Annotated in this window: 18 protein-coding genes; 7 read left to right on the top strand and 11 right to left on the bottom strand. The window is 67.6% G+C overall.

Annotated features, from left to right (window positions below; genetic code table 11):
- Positions 1-311: 311 nt before the first annotated feature.
- The 7 genes from H5J31_RS28125 to H5J31_RS28095 all read right to left on the bottom strand — a co-directional run bounded on the left by H5J31_RS28125 (position 312) and on the right by H5J31_RS28095 (position 7,145).
- Positions 312-767 (bottom strand): hypothetical protein, encoded by a 456-nt coding sequence (locus H5J31_RS28125; RefSeq protein ID WP_181775666.1) that lies wholly within the window; start codon positions 765-767, stop codon positions 312-314.
- A gap of 56 nt (positions 768-823) precedes the next feature.
- Complete coding sequence (locus tag H5J31_RS28120) at positions 824-1,975, bottom strand: glycosyltransferase family 4 protein (RefSeq protein ID WP_181775665.1); 1,152 nt, start codon at positions 1,973-1,975, stop codon at positions 824-826.
- A gap of 85 nt (positions 1,976-2,060) precedes the next feature.
- Positions 2,061-2,711, bottom strand: coding sequence for an L-threonylcarbamoyladenylate synthase (locus H5J31_RS28115; RefSeq protein ID WP_181775664.1), 651 nt, complete (start codon positions 2,709-2,711; stop codon positions 2,061-2,063).
- 119 nt (positions 2,712-2,830) lie between these two features.
- Positions 2,831-4,816 carry a M6 family metalloprotease domain-containing protein gene (locus H5J31_RS28110; RefSeq protein WP_181775663.1) on the bottom strand — a complete coding sequence of 662 codons (1,986 nt, stop codon included), beginning with the start codon at positions 4,814-4,816 and terminating at the stop codon, positions 2,831-2,833.
- Between the two features lie 465 nt (positions 4,817-5,281).
- Positions 5,282-6,148, bottom strand: coding sequence for a peptide chain release factor N(5)-glutamine methyltransferase (prmC, locus tag H5J31_RS28105; protein ID WP_181775662.1), 867 nt, complete (start codon positions 6,146-6,148; stop codon positions 5,282-5,284).
- Positions 6,149-6,232: 84 nt separating this feature from the next.
- Positions 6,233-6,781 carry an HD domain-containing protein gene (locus tag H5J31_RS28100; RefSeq protein ID WP_181775661.1) on the bottom strand — a complete coding sequence of 183 codons (549 nt, stop codon included), beginning with the start codon at positions 6,779-6,781 and terminating at the stop codon, positions 6,233-6,235.
- A 7-nt stretch (positions 6,782-6,788) separates the two neighbouring features.
- Positions 6,789-7,145, bottom strand: a complete 357-nt coding sequence (locus H5J31_RS28095) for a MerR family transcriptional regulator (RefSeq protein WP_181775660.1) — start codon at positions 7,143-7,145, stop codon at positions 6,789-6,791.
- Positions 7,146-7,204: 59 nt separating this feature from the next.
- Between H5J31_RS28095 and H5J31_RS28090 the strand changes: the two genes are divergently transcribed.
- The 5 genes from H5J31_RS28090 to H5J31_RS28070 all read left to right on the top strand — a co-directional run bounded on the left by H5J31_RS28090 (position 7,205) and on the right by H5J31_RS28070 (position 12,203).
- Complete coding sequence (locus tag H5J31_RS28090) at positions 7,205-7,990, top strand: alpha/beta fold hydrolase (protein ID WP_181775659.1); 786 nt, start codon at positions 7,205-7,207, stop codon at positions 7,988-7,990.
- 31 nt (positions 7,991-8,021) lie between these two features.
- A complete protein-coding gene (gene wsfD / locus H5J31_RS28085) occupies positions 8,022-9,455 on the top strand; it encodes a glycan biosynthesis hexose transferase WsfD (protein WP_181775658.1) in 1,434 nt (477 codons plus the stop codon).
- A gap of 113 nt (positions 9,456-9,568) precedes the next feature.
- Entirely contained in the window at positions 9,569-10,555 is a 987-nt protein-coding gene (locus H5J31_RS28080; RefSeq protein WP_328701638.1) for a glycosyltransferase family 2 protein, read from the top strand.
- Positions 10,552-10,968, top strand: coding sequence for a GtrA family protein (locus H5J31_RS28075; protein ID WP_181775656.1), 417 nt, complete (start codon positions 10,552-10,554; stop codon positions 10,966-10,968). The genes H5J31_RS28080 and H5J31_RS28075 overlap by 4 nt, the downstream gene beginning before the upstream one ends.
- Positions 10,965-12,203 carry a hypothetical protein gene (locus tag H5J31_RS28070; RefSeq protein ID WP_181775655.1) on the top strand — a complete coding sequence of 413 codons (1,239 nt, stop codon included), beginning with the start codon at positions 10,965-10,967 and terminating at the stop codon, positions 12,201-12,203. Before H5J31_RS28075 ends, H5J31_RS28070 begins: the two co-directional genes overlap by 4 nt.
- Before the next feature lie 3 nt (positions 12,204-12,206).
- Here the strand turns inward: H5J31_RS28070 and H5J31_RS28065 are convergent, their stop codons facing one another.
- Positions 12,207-13,958 (bottom strand): hypothetical protein, encoded by a 1,752-nt coding sequence (locus H5J31_RS28065; protein WP_181775654.1) that lies wholly within the window; start codon positions 13,956-13,958, stop codon positions 12,207-12,209.
- 138 nt (positions 13,959-14,096) lie between these two features.
- Between H5J31_RS28065 and H5J31_RS28060 the strand changes: the two genes are divergently transcribed.
- On the top strand, positions 14,097-14,834 hold the full coding sequence (locus H5J31_RS28060; RefSeq protein ID WP_181775653.1) for a hypothetical protein: 738 nt from the start codon (positions 14,097-14,099) through the stop codon (positions 14,832-14,834).
- Between the two features lie 6 nt (positions 14,835-14,840).
- Here H5J31_RS28060 and prfA read toward each other — a convergent pair whose 3' ends face one another.
- Complete coding sequence (prfA, locus tag H5J31_RS28055; RefSeq protein WP_181775652.1) at positions 14,841-15,911, bottom strand: peptide chain release factor 1; 1,071 nt, start codon at positions 15,909-15,911, stop codon at positions 14,841-14,843.
- A gap of 81 nt (positions 15,912-15,992) precedes the next feature.
- Positions 15,993-16,220: a 50S ribosomal protein L31 gene (gene rpmE / locus H5J31_RS28050; protein ID WP_007028345.1), complete on the bottom strand. Its 228-nt coding sequence runs from the start codon at positions 16,218-16,220 to the stop codon at positions 15,993-15,995.
- A gap of 222 nt (positions 16,221-16,442) precedes the next feature.
- Between rpmE and H5J31_RS28045 the strand changes: the two genes are divergently transcribed.
- Positions 16,443-16,988, top strand: a complete 546-nt coding sequence (locus H5J31_RS28045; protein WP_181775651.1) for a CHAP domain-containing protein — start codon at positions 16,443-16,445, stop codon at positions 16,986-16,988.
- Between the two features lie 61 nt (positions 16,989-17,049).
- Here H5J31_RS28045 and H5J31_RS28040 read toward each other — a convergent pair whose 3' ends face one another.
- Positions 17,050-17,595 (bottom strand): P-loop NTPase family protein, encoded by a 546-nt coding sequence (locus H5J31_RS28040; protein WP_181775650.1) that lies wholly within the window; start codon positions 17,593-17,595, stop codon positions 17,050-17,052.
- Positions 17,596-17,681 lie beyond the last annotated feature (86 nt).

The following is a 17,681-nucleotide window of genomic DNA, read 5'->3' as shown; positions in this document are numbered from 1 at the left end:
GTACCCGACACGTATCGGGCCGTCGGAGGCGGCCACCCCACGATGTGCTGAACACGGTTTCACGTTCCGCACACGAGGATTCTCGATGCAGTGCTCCCGGGAGACAGACGCCTACCAGCGGGTACGAAGGGACGATTCAACACCGTCGCCACACTGCTGTTCGGGGTTCGTCATCGGGAGCCGGCAGCCGAGGCCGCCGCCCATACGCGGACCATATCAGCAGGTTCGGACGGGCCGTACAGGCGTACTACATTGCCCCCGATCGGCCGAGGACCTAGGTCCCGTCCCAGGTCAGGACCTCGGTCCCGCGATCAGCGGGAAGCCGGGATGATCGTCGGGATCTTGGTCTTGCGGAACGCGTTGAACTCCACCGCGGCGGCCAGCAGGATCGCGACGATCATGGTGATCCCCAGCGACATCGGGTGCAGCCAGGTGGCCCCGCGGAGCAGGGTCAACGCCACGAAGAGGATCAAGATCTTGAAGACGTAACCACCGAGAGCGATCACCATCACGAACATCGGGTCCATCCCCGCGCTCATGCGCATCATGCCCAGCGTCGCGAGCGCGGAGAGGATGGCGAGCACGCCGCCGATGAGCGAACCGACGAGACCGGTCACTCCATTGAGGATGGTGAAGACGACGATGCAGACCAGGACCGCGGGCGGCGTGAAGATCAGCGAAGCCTTGGTCATCGCGTTGGCCGCCTGCAGAACCACCTTGGCGTGAGGGTTCTCCTCCGCCTCGACGGTCTTTTCGGTCTCGCTCACAGAAAACTCCCTGGTCGTCTCAGCCGACCAGTGTAGGCGCGCGCGGATCGCGTCTTTCAGGCGGTCCGGTTCCGCGACCGCAGCCTGGGGATGACCGACACCAGGGTGGCCAGCAGGAAACCGAATCCGACAATCCAGAAAACCGCGACATCGTCGAACAACGTCACCGAGACGGCGCCGAACGCGAGCAGGCCCGCCCACAAGTAGATGAGCAGGACCGCGCGGCGCTGCGAGTGGCCGATCTCCAGCAACCGGTGGTGCAGGTGCATCTTGTCCGCGGCGAACGGGCTCTCGCCGCGGCGGGTACGGCGGATGACCGCCATGATCAGGTCGAGCAACGGTACGAAAAGGACCGCGGCGACCACGACCAGCGGTGAGAGCAGCGCGAGCGCGTCCTTACCGCTGAACTGCGGATAGGGCACGCGACCCGACGCGGACGTCGTCGCGCCGGCCAGCATGAGGCCGATCATCATCGAACCCGAGTCGCCCATGAAGATCTTCGCGGGCTGGAAGTTGTACGGCAGGAACCCCAGACAGGCCCCGGCGAGCGTGGCCGCGATGAGGGCGGGCGGGTACGCGCCGACGTCGCCGCCCGAGGAGTCGAGCAGGCCGAGCGAGAACGAGCACGTCGCCGCGGCGGCGATGAACCCGAGACCGCCGGCGAGCCCGTCGAGGCCGTCGACGAAGTTCATCGCGTTGACCATGACGACCACCAGCACGACGGTCAGCAGCGCGCCCTGGTTCTTGTCCAGCACGAGCACCTGGCCGAAGGATCCGTCGCCGCCTCCCCACGGCACCCAGAACGACACCCATTGCACGCCGAAGATCACCAGGATCCCGGCGCACATGACCTGCCCGGCGAGCTTCGTCCAGGCGTCCAGTTCGAACCGGTCGTCGAGCGCGCCGATCAGGGAGATGACCCCGGCCGCGAGCAGCACGCCCAGCGAGTCGAAGGAGAAGTCGAAGCCGCGGCTCAGCGCGGGCAACTGGTGCGCGAGTCCCATCGCGGCGGCGACGCCCAGGAAGATGCCGATGCCGCCCATCCGCGGGATCGGCGTGACGTGGACGTCGCGAGCCCGCGGGTTGGCGATCGCGCCGATCCGGATGGCGACCCGGCGAACCACGCCGGTGAGCAGGAAGGTAACGGCCGCCGCGGTGAGGGCGACGAGGATGTACTCCCGGATCGGGAGGCCTTGCGTAGGAGGCATGGTGCGTTACGCCGCCGAGGTCCAAGTCACCTGAACACGCTACCGCGCCAGGGGGATGCGGCGGCGAACGGTACTGGGCCGGTGACTAGGCCAGCGACTCCGCGGGCACGCCGAGTACTTCCGCGATGGCGGCGCGGCTGACCGCGCCCTCACGCAGGATGACCGGGTCGTCGCCGGTGAGATCGACCATCGAGGACGGAACGGGGTCGCCCGTGGACCCGCCGTCGAGGTACACCGCGACGCTGTCGCCGAGCTGGTCGACCGCCTCCTGCGCGGTCGACGCCGGCGGCTGGCCGGAGACGTTCGCACTGGAGACCGCCATCGGGCCGACGTCACGCAGCAGTTCCAACGCGACCGGGTGAAGCGGCATCCGCAGCATCACCGTTCCGCGTGACTGACCCAGATCCCACTGCAGGCTCGGGGCGTGCGGCAGGACGATGGAGAGGTCGCCGGGCCAGAAGGCCTCGATGAGCGCGCGGGCCTGCGGCGGCGTGCCGAGCACCAGTCCGTCCACAGTGGACCAGGAGCCGACGAGGACGCCGACCGGCATGTCCGGGCCGCGGTTCTTGGCCCGCAGGAGGGATTGCACGGCGCCGGAATCGAAGGCGTCCGCGCCGATGCCGTAGACCGTGTCGGTCGGGAGGACCACGAGACGGCTGGAGCGCACCGCGCTCGCCGCCGCGGCGAGCCCGTCGGCCCGCGTGTCACGCTTGCTGCAGTCGTACACCGCGCTCATGGCAGGTCAGCCTAGCCCTGTCCCGCCACGGCCCGGCCCGCACCTCCCGGGGTGTCATGAAAGGGTCTTTCAGGACATTTTTCATCCTGAAAGACCCTTTCATGACCGGTAGCTCTCCCCTAGAAGGCGAAAGCGGCGCAGAACGACGTCGCCGTCTTGGCCGGGTCGGCGATCGACGTCGCGGTCAGCTTGATCTGCGCGACGTGGTCACCGCCCGCGGCCCGCTTGGCGTGCGCCGTCGCCGACGAGCGCCCGCCGAACGGGACCGTGGACAGCTCGTTCGGCAGCCGGACCTCCCAGCCCTTCGCGTTGGTGGACGCGCTCAGGCGGTAGGTGTCGGTGTCGAACGGCGCCGCCGCACCCTTCGCGTCGCCCGTGTTGAGCACCGGGAACGAGCAGGTCGCGAGCCCCTGCTTGGCGAACGCCGGGACCGAAGGCCACAGCGAGACGCCCCGGGCCTGCGAGCCGGCGCCGTCGAGCGAAGCCACCGTGACGACGTAGGAGAGCACGCCCTTGCGGTCGCGCTCGACGTCCGAGACCAGGAACTTCAGCCTGTTGGCCTCGTCGGTGTACTCGTACTTGCTCGCGGAACCGGTACCCGCCTTGAACGCGGCGTCGTTGAGCTGGCGGTAGTCGCCGATGGGGATCGGGACCGCGGTGCCGTCCGGCTTCTTGTAGTCGGTCATGCCGATGTCGGCCGGATGCGCGTCGACGATCCATTCGAACGGCGCGTTGTCCTGGTTCTTCGTCTTCGCGATGATGACGCCGGAATCGGGGGCGAAGGAATCGCTGCCCATCCGGTCGACGACCTCGACGGTGTAATTGTTGTAGCCACCGCCGTCGCAGAACGGATCCTTGGAGCGATCACATTTCGGCGAAAGGTCCCCGCCGGGGAGGGCGATGGTGATTCCGCTGTAGGCGCCCTGGCCGGGAAGCACCGAACGCGCGGTGATCCGCGCCGAAACCGGACCCGACTTCGCGAGCTGGTTCCGGTCGAGTTTGAGCACGTCTTCGGGGTCGATGATGTCGAGCTTCATCTTGGTGCGCAGCATGTGGTGTGACCCCATCGAGCCACCCTGCGTCGCCGGGATCTGCCAGCGTGTGTGCGGTCCGCCGGGACCGTTGAAGCTACCGCGCGACATCATCTCCCACGGTCCGGTGTAAGCACGCGACGGCGGAGTGCCGAACGGGTTGTTGTAGTTGTCGCCGATGCCGAGGATGTGGCTCAATTCGTGCGCGTAAACCGCCTGACCCGAGCTTTCTGCCTGGGTCGAGGAACCGGTGACCGCGTTCGGCCAGATACTCGCCGCCGATTTCCACGACGTCCACGGAACATAGCGGGTGGACGCGGCATTCGGCATTCCCGCGACACCGGGACCGAATTCGGCGGGCACGTTCCCGGGCTCACCGAACTTCATCACGCCGAATTCCTGCCAGGTCGAACTCTCGTCCTGGCCGGCGGAAAGATAGAAGACGAAGTCGAACTGCTTGGAGACGTCACCCACGTCCGCGCGCCAGGCCGCGCCGGCGTCGGCACGCAGGTCACGCTTGCAGTTCGCGTCCGGCGGGCACGCGTCCGGCTGGAACTCCATGCCGTATTCGAAGGACTTGCCGGGCAGCCGGTACGGCCCGAACGCGGTCAGGTCGACGCCCATCCGGCCGCCGGAGTCCTCCATCCAGTACTCGTTGATCGTGTGGCCCTGGTTGAGGGCCTGGGGCTTGTTGAGGAAGTCCTGGTAGAACTTCGCGACGTTCGCGCGCGGGACGTTGCTGGCGGCGGGGCCGGGGTTGCCGAACACCGTCGAATGCGTGGGCTGCGTGACGGCGAATTCCTGGTCCGGGTAGTCCGCGAGCACCACGGCGCCCTTGAACATCCGCTTGGTCGGCTTCAGCGCCGGGTCGGCCCAGTTGGTGCCGGGCGGCTTGCGGTAGTCGTCCCACGTCATGTGGTCCTGGTTCTCCCAGGTCGACCCGTCGATCGGGGCGGGCCAGCCCTTCACGGGCGCCGCGGCGGACGCGGGTTGAGCGAGAAGACCCGGCAACAGTGCGACGGTGGCGAGTACGGCGAGTGTTCTGAGTGGGGCTCGTCGGAGAGACGATCGCATCGGGGTACACCTCCCAGTCAGACCGCCGACGAGGCGGCCGTGATCGACGGTAGGAGGTGGGCTTTGCCCTGGGCACCGCCGGAAGTCGTGAGTCCCGCTAACTATCCGGCCCAACGCCCTCCGCATTCAGTCCTCTGGATGCGGTAGTTGCACGCGCAAGTACCGCATCCAGAGGACTAAATGCGGGCGAACCGCGTGACCAGCGGGACGGCACGTGTGATCCAACGGACGGCACGGGTGTCTGGGCGGACGACACGCGTGCGGCCGGGTTCAGGGGCCCGACGTCCATCCAGTCACGTGTGTCGTCCCGCTGATCACGTGTGTCGTCCCGCTGATCACGCGAAACCGCCCACCACGCACCTGCGGTGCCCCTCACGCCCCACCGCGCCCTCCGCATTCAGTCCTCTGGATGCGGTAGTTGCACGCGCAAGGACCGCATCCAGAGGACTGAATGCGGCGGGAGGGTCAGGAGACGCGCAGGGCGGTGACGAAACGCGGGCGTCCGGCGAGGTCGATGTGCCCCTGGACGTCGGTCAGCACCCGGCGCGCGCGCACCAGGGCCGGGACGGCGGAGCCGTGCGTGTCGTCGTGCTCGATCGCCAGGCCGCCGGTGGGCCGCAGCAGGCGCGCGGCGGCGGCGATGGCGTGCCGGATCACGGCCAGCCCGCTCTCCTCCGCGAACACCGCCCGCGCCGGGTCGTGCTCGGCGACCTCCGGCGGCACCGGGGTCCCTTCGGGCACGTACGGCGGGTTGCACAGCACCAGGTCGACGAGCCCGTCGAGCTCGGCGAACATCGTGCTGTCGGCGACGTCGCCGGAGTACAGCCGGATGGGCGTGTCACCGGCGTCGGCGTGGACGTCGGCGTTGTGCCGCGCCCAGGCGAGTGCCTGCGCGTCGATGTCGACGGCGTAGACGACGGCGTCCGGCCGCGCGTGCTGGACGGCGAGCGCCAGGGCGGCCGAGCCGGTGCAGAGGTCGACCACCACCGGGTACTCGCGGCCGTGCAGCAGCTTGAGGCCCCATTCGAGGAGCAGTTCGGTCTCCGGACGCGGGACGAAGACGCCGGCGCCGACGTTGACCGTGATGTCGCCGAGCGCGGCCCAGCCGGTGAGGTACTGCAGCGGGATCCTCTTGGCGCGCTGCGTGACGAGCTGGCCGATCGCGTCGATGACCGGCGGGTCCACCAGCGGCACCATCGGCAGGCGGCCGCGTTCGACGCCGAGGACATGGGAGGCGATCAGCTCCGCGTCCGAGCGCGGGGACGCCACGCCGGCCTCGGTGAGAATGCGGGTCGCTTCCATGATGGCGAGGCGCAACGGCTGCCGGTTCACTGGTGTTCCTTCACAGAGTCAAGCCTGACACACGAGGCACGCGTGCCGGGGTCGATACACGCGGGCTCAGGGTATCGATTCCTTTCAGCGCACCCGCCATGAGAGCGACGACAGCGTCAGTGCCGCTTCGGCCACTCGCCGCGCGAGGTCGGTCTGAAGGCTCTTCGTCGCCGAAGCAATCCACTCGTCGACGTTCTTCACGCCGATGTCGCGGTACTCGACGGCCTGAAGCAGCATCTCAAGCTTGTCCGCGTCGCGTGCGTACAACGCCTCCGGGCTCTCCGCGGTCTCGTACTCGTCGACGGCTTCGCGAACCGAGTCACGGGCAGCGCCGGGAAGGGCCGACGTCTGCGCCGCCGTGATCGCCCTCGGGTCCGGCTTCTCGACGAATCCCTTGATCGTGTGCGGGAGGTCGCCGGTCCGCGTCTCCTGCGTGTCGTGCCAGAGCGCGAGGTACGCCGCCCGCGCCGGGTCGGCGCCACCTTCGGCCGCCAGCAATCCGGCCAGCTGCGCGACCCGCGTCGTGTGCTCGGCGACCGATTCGGGATCGCGGACCCCGGCCTGCCACCAGCCCGCCCTCCGGATCCGCTTGAGCACTCCGAGTTCGAAGCCGAACCTGGCCAGGGCTTCCACAGTTCTCCTACGCGTCGATGGTGTCGATGGTGAGGTATCCGGCCAGTGTCCCGCGCCGCTCCCGCAGGGTGTCGATGCGGTCGTCCATTTCGGCGAGTTCGCGCCGGATCTCCGCCACGACCGTCGGGCACATGTCGAGTTCCGGCAGTTCGCCGTTCGCGCACGGCAGCATCTTGCCGATGACCTGGGTGCTCAGCCCGGCCGCGAGCAGCGCGCGGATCTGCCGCACGGTGGTGACCGCGTCATCGCCGAAGGTGCGGTAACCGTTGCAGTCGCGCCGTGAGACCAGCAGCCCCTGCTCCTCGTAGTAGCGCAGCAGCCGGTGACTGACGCCGGTCCGCCGGGACAGCTCGCCGATCAGCATGTGACCCCCATCATCCGTGATTGACCTTCACATCGATGTCAGTACTTAACGTCGCCGGCATGACGAATCATTTCGCCCACGTCGTCCGCGGTTCCGGTCCCGGCCTGCTGCTCGCCCACGGTGGCGGCGGCGGTATCGAGGGCAACTTCGGCACCATCCTCGACGACCTCGCGCGCACCCACACCGTCGTCGGCCCCGACTACCCCGGCACCGGGGCCACTCCACGCAGTACCGAGCCACTGGACCTCGACGCGGTCGCCGACGAGCTGGTCTCCATCGCCGTCGACGCCGGGCTCGAACGCTTCGCGATCCTCGGCTACTCCGTGGGCACCGGCGTCGCCGTGCGGGCGGCGACCCGGCACCCCGATCGGGTCACCGGCCTCATCCTCACGGCGGGGTTCACGAAGCCGGACAACCGCCTCCTGCTGGCCGTCGACATCTGGCGCGAGCTGCTGGACGGCGACCGGCGGCTGCTGGCGAAGTTCCTCACCTTCGCCGCCACCGGCGAGACGCACCTGAACGCACTCGGCCCGGCGGAACTCGAAGCCGCCATCGACGGGCTCGCCGACTACATCCCGGCAGGCAGCCCCGAGCACGTCGGCCTGGTCGCGGGCGTCGACACCCGGGCCGAACTGGCCGGGATCGCGGTGCCCACGCTCGTCATCGCCACCACGCGGGACGGACTCGTCCTCCCTGCCCACTCCCGCGAGCTCGCGGCCGGGATCCCGGGCTCCGAACTGATCGAGATCGAGGCCGGACACGGCATCGGCGTCGAGGCCCGCGACGCCTGGCTCGACGCGATCCAGAACTTCCTCTCCGCAAGTGTTAGAGAGGGCACGAACTGATCACCCTCCGGAATCTTCTAAGGTGACGCGGGTGAAGATCCGGGAGATCCGACTGACTCTGGGCGTGTTTTTCGCCGCGCTCGGGGTCCTCCTCGTCCGATTCCTGGTTCCTCGTCCGATCGGCATGGCGGACAACGGCGACGGCTGGCGCATCCTGTGCCAGCTCGGCGCCCGCGAACTCGACAGGCCGTCGGAACGCTTCGTCCGCTTCTCGTACGGCACCGCCCCCGCCTGCAACAGCGAGTACATCTCCAGCCAGAGCTGGATCGACAAGATCGCCAGCGAGGCCGGGCAGCTGCTCGGCTCGTCCGCGATCCTGAACCTGCTCGTCCTGGGCGTACTGGGCTGTCTGCTGGTCGCGGGCGGGATCGCGGCGATCGTCGCGGGCCTGCGCCTCTCGGTCCGGAACAGCTTCATCGCCACCGCCGCGCTGCTGCTGGTCGCCGCGGACTCGGCGTTCTTCGGGTACTTCGCCTCCGTGCTGAGCGAGGGCGCCGCCTTCATCGGGATGCTCCTGCTCGCCGGCGGGCTCCTGCTGATGCATCGCACCGGGCCGTGGCGCTACACCGGCGCCGCCGTCACCGTGCTCGGCGCGATGATCGGGATCAACGCGAAGTCGCAGACCCTGCTGCTGATCCCGCTGTTCGCGCTCGCGCTGCTGTTCGTCCGGCCCGCGGGCAGCCGCGGGATGGCCCGCTGGGCACTGCCGCTGGCCGTCCTCGCCGTCGTGGGCGCCGGAACCGCGCTGGTGCAGGGCGGGGGCGACTCGGCCAACGCGGAGTACCGCGAGGCGAACATGTACCACGTCGTGTTCAACGCGATCGTGGACGGTGAGCACGACACGAACGGCGACCTCGCCGCGCTGGGCCTCCCTCCGGAGTTCGCCCAGTACGTCGGCACCGGCTGGTGGAGCGAGAACGCGGCCTGGCGCTCCCCCGAGTACGCCCAGTACCGCGACAAGATCAGCCGCCGCAACGTCGCCCAGTACTACCTGGAACACCCGGTGCGCGTGGTCCAGATCCTGCACAAGGCGGCCGAGGAAACGCTCACCGCGCGCGTGCCGAACCTCGGCAGCTTCGGCGAGCACGCGGGACAGCCGCCGCTGGCCAAGGAGTACCGGGTCCCGGTCCTGTCCGGGATCACCGGCTGGATCGCCCCGCTGGGGCTGTTCGCGCTGCTGCCGATCTGGCTGCTCATCGGCTGGGCCGGGCTCCGTGCCTTCCGCAACCGCACCGGTCGTCGCGACGTCGGCATCGTGGTGCTGATGTTACTGCTGTTCGCGATGGGCCAGATCCTGGTCTCCGGTCTCGGGGAAGGCATCGAGAACGTCAAGCACCAGCAGCTGACGATCTTCCCGACCCTGCTCGCCGCCGCCTTCGCCGCGCTTTCGTTCCTGCCGCGGCGCAAGGACGAGACCGAGTCCGTCGAGGAACGCGAACCGGAGACCGCGACCGTCTCCACCTGATCTTCGAGCCTTCTCGATTCTGCCTCGATTTCACTCGATAGAGGCAACGTTTCGGCCGCATGTGTCGTCAACGGGACGAACCCCCCGACACAGACCGGAACCTGGGAGCCCCCGTGCACAGGAATCCACAGCGCCGAAGAATCACGTTCATCTTCCCGATCTACAACGAGGAAGAGAACATCGCGCTGCTCGACACCACCGTGGGTCAGGTGATCGAGCCGCTGGCCGATCGCTACGACTTCAGCTTTCTCTACGTCGACGACGGCAGCCGCGACGGGTCACTCGCCCGGCTCACGGAACTCGCAGAACGCGACGACCGTGTCACCGTGATCGAGTTGGCCCGCAACTTCGGGCACCAGATGGCGGTCACCGCCGGCCTGGACCTGGTCGACGCGGACGCAGTGATCATCATGGACAGCGACCTGCAGGACCCGCCCCGCGTCGCGCTCGAACTCATCGAGCGGTGGGAGCAGGGATACGACGTCGTCTACGCGCAGCGCAGGTCACGACGGGATTCCGCGTTCAAGAAGCTGACGGCCGGGGTGTTCTACCAGGTCCTGAGGACGCTCGCCTCGGTCGACATCCCAAAGAACACCGGCGACTTCCGGCTCATCGACCGCAAGGTCGTCGACGAGCTGCGGAAGTACCGCGAGCGGGACCGCTTCCTGCGCGGCCTGGTCGCCTACGTCGGTTTCAAGCAGACGGCCGTCCTGTTCGACCGGGACAAGAGGCACGCGGGCGTCACCGGCTATCCGCTTCGCAAGATGCTCCGGTTCGCCGCCGACGGGATCCTCGGGTTCTCCGTCGCCCCGTTGAAGATGATCACGCGGCTTGGCCATCTGATCTCGCTGCTCAGTTTCTTCGGCATCCTCTACGTCGCGGGCGTGAAGCTGTTCGCCCCGGAGACCGCGGTCCCCGGCTGGGCGTTCATGACCATCGCGATGTTCTTCCTCGGCGGGATCCAGATCATCATGCTCGGCGTACTCGGCAGCTACATCGGCCGCACCTACTCCCAGGTGCAGAACCGGCCGTTGTACGGCGTCGCGTCGGTCCGCACCGCCATGCTCGCCACCTCCGAAGCCGGGAGTACCGCGCGGTGAAGACCCTTTCCGGGACCCGCTTACGATTCGGGCTGGTCGGCGTGGCGAACACCCTGATCGACGCCATCGGGTTCGCCGTCCTCGCGACAATGGGTGTGCCGCTCTTCGTCGCGAACCTCCTTTCGACCACGGCCGGCATGCTGCTCAGCTTCACGCTCAACCGGAACTTCACCTTCCGCGCCAAGGAGGGTGACGTGCGACGACAGGCGATCCTGTTCTTCGCGATCACCGCCTTCGGGCTCTGGGTCGTGCAGGCGCTGGTCATCTTCGCGGTCAACTCGGCCTTCCCCGGCCTCCATCTGCTGATCCCGAAGTTCGCCGGGATCGCGGTCGGCCTGGTGTGGAACTACCTCCTCTACGCCAAAGTCGTCTTCCGGCAACCCGCCGCCGTCGTTCCCGGAGGCGGCGAATGACCGGCACCTTGGAGCGGCCGGCGACCGCCGAACCCAAAACCTGGCGCAGGTGGCCGACAGGCGACTTCGGCAAGATGTTCGCCGTCGTGGTCGCGTGGAACGCCGTCCTGTTCGGCGTTGTGTGGCTGTTCGGGCCGATCGTCCCGATCGAAGCGGGCAACGGCGTCCCCGAATCGGGCATCGGTTCGTCACCGAGCCTGCTCGTGCACACATACCGCTGGGATTCCCTGTGGTACGGCGAGATCGTGCAGAACGGATACGCGGACGGCGCACCGCAGGTCCGAGCGTTCTATCCGCTGTTCCCCGCGCTCGTCTGGCTGGTGCACACGATCGGTTTCGGCGGAATCGGCATCATCGCCGCCGGTTTCCTGGTGAACCTGATCGCCACCTGGCTCGCTGCGGTCGCACTGCTGAAGATCGGCCGGTTCTTCGTCTCCGAACGCGGCGCCAGGCTGGTCGTCGCCGCGTTCCTCACCGCACCGACGGCGTATTTCCTGCATTCCTTCTACACGGAGGCGGTATTCTGCGCACTCGGCTTCTGGGCGTTCCTGTTCGCCCTGCGGCGGCGGTGGACACCGATGGGGCTGTGCCTTATCCCCCTGACCGCCACGCGGATCACCGCCGCGGTCTTCGTGGGACTGTGCTTTCTGGAATTCTGGCGCAGCCAGGAGTGGCGGTTCCGGGGCCTGCTTTCGTGGCGGCTGCTGTGGTTCCCCGCCGCGTTCGCCGGCCTCGGCGCACATCTGGTGTCCATGAAACTCCAGGTGGGCAACGCCTTGGCGGGTTTCGACCCGGCGATGATGAAAGCGTACTGGCCCTACCACCAGCTCGATCCGAACATCCTGCCCACCATCTGGAACGCCGCCAAGCCTTCACTCCGGGCTTTCGCCGGCGAGACCCCGATGACGGAATGGCTGCTGATCAACAAGGTCCTACCGTTCGTCGGCCTGATCCTGTTGCTGGCGTCATCGGTGTACGTCGTCCTGGCACTGCGGGCGAAGGGGCTCCCGCTCGCGCTGTTCGGGATGGCGTCGATCGTCATGCTGACCATCAACAGCAATGTCATCTCCGTGCAGCGTTATCTGCTGCCGTGCCTGGTGATGTACGTGGCGCTGGTGCTGTTCGGGGAACGGAACCCGCGGCTGCGGCTGGGTGTGCACGTGGTCCTCTACGCGAATTCATTGCTGTGCGCGCTGTTGTTCCTGAGATTCGCGACCGGTTCGTGGACCGGGTAACCCTCAGCGCGACGACGCCCAGAATCCCGTGAAGCTGCCGCAGGTGACCCTGGTCCCGGTGAGTTCGTCCTTGATCCGGCCTTCGATGCCGCTCAGTCCGATCGTCGGCGTGTCCAGGGCGACGGAGTCGGGCACCGGGGCGCCCGCTGTCAGCGAGACGGGTTCGATCGTTTCGAAGAGCACGAGATAGTTCCCTTCCCGGTCGAGGCTTTTCGCCGCTTCGACCATCCTTTCCGGACTGTCGCCGGTCAGTTCCATCGGAAGTGGCCAGTCCACCGGGAACGGATTGCGCACACCGAAGATCGTTGCCACGAAAGGATTGTCCGGCAGGACGGCCACTCTCGACGCCGGATAGCGGTCCAGGCAGTCGCGGATCTGGGCGACATAGCGATGGACGCTGGGATTCGTGCGGATACCGCGCAGCGACGGCGCGATGTCTCCGAGGTCCTTCGTCAGTTCACCTTGTGGCCTGTCCGCGTACGGCGCCTTGTCGTGCGCGGACAACAACTGGAGTGTGGCGAGCACGAACGCTGCCGCGCCGAGGACCCCGCCCGCGATCTTGGGCGGCCGCGGCAGGTCCTCGGCGACGGCCTCCAGGACTCCGAGCGCGAAGATCCCGGCGAGCAACCCCGGAAGCGGGTAACCCCAGGACAGACTGGCCATCCAGCCGAGCGAGGCGATCGCCAGATGCTGCCACGGCAGCCGTCTTCGGCGGACGGCGTCGAGCGCCGCGGCGGCCAGGAAGAGCCACAGCAGGGAGATCGGCCAGCTGCCGGCGTGCTCGAAACCGCCGTCGGCCACGACGAACACCACGACGGCGACGACGCACAGCGCCGTCGCCGCCCGGAACCAGCGGCCCGGTTCGCCGAGACGTCCACGGGCGAGCGCGAGTACGAACACCCCGAGCAGCACCGGAACGAGGTACGTCCTCGGATCGGCGCGGCCGGCGAACTCCGCCGTCCAGAACCGGAACAGGCTTTCACCCCAGGTCTGCCGGCCACCGGAAAGCTGCGCGATCGCCGACCGCAGTCCCCCGGCGACGGTCACCATGCCGAAGTAGAGCACCGGTGCCGCGCCGAGCACGAGCACGTCACCGAGCAGGCGGGACGCCTTCTTCGGCGGCGCGGCGGGATGGAAGAGCAGGATCAGCAACCCGATCGGAGCCGCGAAAAGGAAACTCTGCTTGACGATGATCGCGAACCCGAGACAGAAGAGGCCCAGCCACCGCCGCCATCGCGTGCCGGAGCGCAGCCCGCTGTCGAGCAGCCACCAGCCGACCGCGACCAGGAAGACACCGTCGACGGTGTGCCAGGCCATCAGCGGATACGTGTTGAGGCAGACCAGCGCGGCGGCGAAGACCAGCCCGAGCCGCAGCGGCCCCCAAGCAAGCGGCGAAGTCCCGGTCAGGAGCGCCGCGAGCGCGAACGTGGCGACGGTCAACTGCACCATCATCACGAAGGCCGACCCGATCATCAGCGGCGCCGGAACGAGATGATCGATCAAATGCAGATAAGCCGAGCCGAACGGCCTCGGCCCGAGGAAATCGACCTGCGGGATCTCGCCGTGCAGGACCCGCCACACCTGCGCGAGCACGAAACCCTGATCGGTCGGATTGAAACCGAACCGGCCGACCCTGGCGACGACGGCGGCGCTCGAAAGTACGATTCCGACACCGAGGACAAGAGCCCGCGCGCCACGTTTCCGCTCGGCCGGAATCGATCTTTCCCCGATGTCCACGTCGTCTGCGTACGCCACGAATTCGTTTCCCTCGAGGCCGGATTTCCCTTACCGCACAGGGACCGTAGCGGAAGCACGCGGCCCGGGACAGACCCTCGCCACTTCCACCACTAAGCTGAACACACCTGTTGTCCGAGAAGGGCCCGCGAAATAGTCATGGATCTCCGAGAAACGGACGTCGTCACGCAGATATCCGCGAATATCGAAACGGACGATTTCGCGACGGCGGCCGCTTTGGGTGAACAATTCATCGGCGAGTTCGAAGCGACCGCGGTGGAGATCTGCCGGGCGGATCCCGAAGGCGGCTGGAAGGGCTACTCCGTCTCCGCCGGGTATCGCACCGCGCCCGCCGACGACGAGGAGCCCACCGAAACGCTGAACCGAGCCGCGCTGCCCGCGCTCTTCCGGTTCGGTCTCAACGCGGAATTCTTCGAAATCCACGGCACACCGGAGACCGGCCAGTACGGCAGTTACGACGCCTACGACACCAAGGTCGACGGCTACACGCTCTATTCGCTCATGGCGACCTTCGGCGGCACCGACCCGCGCGAACCGGCGTACGTCCCCCGGCACGACTTCAGCCCGCGCGCGGACAGCGACGTCATCTCACGGGTGCATCTCTTCGTCCCCACCGGCGATCTCCAGGCCGCCATCCGGCTGTGCGAGCCGACCGTGACGGACCTTTCGGCGTCGTTGATCCGGATCAGCACGGACGCTGGACCTTGCGAAGCGGTGTTGTTGTCGGCTTTCCCAGCCAGAGCAGGGGAAAGCGGCGAAGAGGCGCTTCGCCGGATCACGGACGAGGTGACCGAGCGTCTCTCCCAGGTGGGCATGTCGGTCCGGGCCATTCACACCGGCCTGGAGGACGACCCGTTCTCCGTGGAACCCGGCTGACGCAGCTCAGCCGGCGTGCGCGGCGAGACGCTCCTCGCGGTCCGCGGTGATCAGCGCGTCCAGCACGCCGTCGAGGTCGCCGTCGAGGACCTGGTCCAGGTTGTACGCCTTGTAGTTCACCCGGTGGTCGGCGATGCGGTTCTCGGCGAAGTTGTAGGTGCGGACACGCTCGGAGCGGTCGACCGTGCGGACCTGCGAACGGCGCGCGTCCGAGGCCTTCGCGGCGGCCTCTTCCTCGGCGATCGCCTGGAGGCGCGCCTGCAGCACCTGCAGGGCGCGGGCACGGTTCTGGATCTGCGACTTCTCGTTCTGGCACGAGACGACGACACCGGTCGGGATATGCGTGATGCGCACCGCCGAGTCGGTCGTGTTCACGCTCTGGCCGCCGGGGCCGGACGAGCGGTAGACGTCGATCCGCAGGTCGTTCGGGTCGATCTCGACCTCGACGTCCTCGGGTTCGGGGTAGATGAGCACGCCGGACGCGGAGGTGTGGATACGGCCCTGCGATTCGGTGGCGGGCACGCGCTGCACACGGTGCACCCCGCCCTCGAACTTCAGCCGCGCCCAGACACCGTCGACGGCGGCCGAACGGCTCTTGATGGACACCGTGACGTCCTTGAAGCCACCGAGGTCCGAGTCGACCGAGTCGAGGACTTCGGCCTTCCAACCGTGACGCTCGGCGTAGCGCAGGTACATGCGCAGGAGGTCGCCGGCGAACAGCGCCGACTCCTCGCCGCCTTCACCCGATTTGATCTCCATGACGACGTCGGACCCGTCGTACGGGTCACGCGGCAGGAGAAGTTCGGTGAGCTTGGCCTCCAGCGTGGGGATCTTCGCGGAGATCTCCTCGGCCTCGGCCGCGAAGGTCGCGTCTTCCGACGCCAGCTCCTTCGCCGCTTCGAGGTCTTCACGGGCGGTGTCGAGCTCCCGGATCGTCTTGACGACCGGGCTCAGCTCCGCGTAGCGGCGGCCGAGCTTGCGTGCGCGCGCCTGGTCGGCGTGCACGGACGGGTCGGCCAGCTGCTCTTCCAGCTGGGCATGCTCCTCGAGCAGACCCTTCAGCGAACTCGAATCCACCACTCCACCTCTCTACGGCACCGGAATTGACCAAGAAAAACGGCGCCTACCCGGACATGCGGGTAGGCGCCGTCGTTCAAGCTACTTGGCGTCTTCGGCCTTCTTGCGCTTGCCGTAGCGAGCCTCGAAGCGCGCGACGCGGCCGCCGGTGTCCATGAGCTTCTGCTTGCCGGTGTAGAACGGGTGGCAGTTCGAGCAGATCTCGACGTGGAGGTTGCCGGAGGTCTTGGTGCTGCGCGTGGTGAATTCGTTGCCACAGTCACAGTTCACGTGCGTGACGACGTACTCGGGGTGAATACCGCTTTTCATGGTGTCCTCTCTCGTTGGCCCCGGGTCCCCGTGCGGGGTGAACCGGTGCCGGACTTCAGCGGATGATTTTGCCAGATGCGCTGGCAGTGGGGTTAACGCACCCCTGCTCCGGCATATTCCAGCACGTTGAGTAATCAACTATCGACACCGAGTTGTACGAAATTTGTACCCGTCCACGAGATGGTCGGCCTGTTGGTAATTCCTCAACAGGAGGTACTGATCATGCGCACCATCCTCGCCAAGGTCGCGAAGCCCGCGTCCGTCGCCGCTTTGGCCATCGCGGCCTTCGCCGTGGCGCCGGTCGCCGGGGCCGCTCCGGCCGTCCACGACGCGGGCGCCACCATCACCGCCGCCGACATCAACCCGGCCGCGGGCACGTTCACCACCGTGTCCGAAAGCGACCTCGCCATCCAGGGCGCCGGCGACGGTACGCCCGCCGGCGCGGTCCAGTGGTTCAAGAACCACCTGGGTTCGACCGCGTACCAGGGCCTCTGTGAGAAGGCCGTCGAGAACGCGTACGGCACCACCGGCGTCTGGGCCTCGGCCAACGCGCACTGGAACGGCGCGAGCCCGAAGCACACGACCGGGACGCCGCCGAAGGGCGCCTTCGTGTACTGGAACATCAGCCAGTGGGGTCACGTCGGCATCGCCGACGGCAGCGGCGGCATCTATGCCTCCAGCATCGGCGGCAAGATCGGCCACGCGTCGAGCGTGAACTACTTCAACAACTACCGGGGCTGGACGCCCGCCGCGCGCCCGCACCGCTGAGCTTCGGCCCAGGTGTCCGTGAAGGCCTCCTTCCCTACCTTGAGAGTAGGGAAGGAGGCCTTCACGGACTAGCGCGGTCAGCGGTCACGGCTCGCAGCCAGCGCCGGGTCGCGCGCGGAGACGTCAATCGCACCACCGGCACGGCCGGATCGGCTTCCCAATCCCGGATCGTGCGCCGCTTACGGGCGAAGGACCGGAAGTGCCACACGATGATCGAGTCACCCGAAAGAATTCCGCGCACCGATTCGACGTTCCCGTTGCAGATCTCGCGACGCGTGACGCAGCGCACCACCGTCCGGCGCACCAGACGGCACAGCGAAACCCAGCGCGGGTAGTCCAGTGCCACGACGAGTTCGACGCGGGGCAGAGCGATGTCACGCCATTCGGAGAACATGCCGTCGATGATCCAGCGGTCCTCGTCGACCAGCCGGGCGACCCGGCGCCGTTGCTCCTCATCGGGAACCGGCACCCAACCCGGCTGCCAAGCGAGGGAATCGTCCACCGAATGCCAAGGGATACCGGTGATTTCGGCCAATCGCCCGGCGAGAGTCGTCTTCCCCGACCCGGTGACGCCGTAGACCACGATGCGGTCGGGCAGCGAGCCCACGAAGTCCTCCCAGGAATACGTTGAAGGGGCCTTCCCCAGCGAATTCCGCCAGGAAAGGCCCCTTCATTTCAAAACCGCGAAGACCG

Origin of the sequence: Amycolatopsis pittospori, from assembly GCF_013870525.1 — a bacterium.
Classification (GTDB): Bacteria; Actinomycetota; Actinomycetes; order Mycobacteriales; family Pseudonocardiaceae; genus Amycolatopsis; species Amycolatopsis pittospori.
Note: the sequence above shows the minus strand (reverse complement) of the source record. Positions and strands in the feature narration are given on the sequence as shown.

What these genes read in the sequence shown, in the direction of transcription:
- H5J31_RS28060 (WP_181775653.1), top strand. Translation starts at nt 14,097, where the DNA reads ATGGATCTCCGAGAAACGGACGTCGTCACGCAGATATCCGCGAATATC.
- H5J31_RS28090 (WP_181775659.1), top strand. Translation starts at nt 7,205, where the DNA reads ATGACGAATCATTTCGCCCACGTCGTCCGCGGTTCCGGTCCCGGCCTG.
- H5J31_RS28115 (WP_181775664.1), bottom strand. Translation starts at nt 2,711, where the DNA reads ATGAGCGCGGTGTACGACTGCAGCAAGCGTGACACGCGGGCCGACGGG.
- H5J31_RS28045 (WP_181775651.1), top strand. Translation starts at nt 16,443, where the DNA reads ATGCGCACCATCCTCGCCAAGGTCGCGAAGCCCGCGTCCGTCGCCGCT.
- rpmE (WP_007028345.1), bottom strand. Translation starts at nt 16,220, where the DNA reads ATGAAAAGCGGTATTCACCCCGAGTACGTCGTCACGCACGTGAACTGT.
- H5J31_RS28095 (WP_181775660.1), bottom strand. Translation starts at nt 7,145, where the DNA reads ATGCTGATCGGCGAGCTGTCCCGGCGGACCGGCGTCAGTCACCGGCTG.
- H5J31_RS28110 (WP_181775663.1), bottom strand. Translation starts at nt 4,816, where the DNA reads ATGCGATCGTCTCTCCGACGAGCCCCACTCAGAACACTCGCCGTACTC.
- H5J31_RS28070 (WP_181775655.1), top strand. Translation starts at nt 10,965, where the DNA reads ATGACCGGCACCTTGGAGCGGCCGGCGACCGCCGAACCCAAAACCTGG.
- H5J31_RS28120 (WP_181775665.1), bottom strand. Translation starts at nt 1,975, where the DNA reads ATGCCTCCTACGCAAGGCCTCCCGATCCGGGAGTACATCCTCGTCGCC.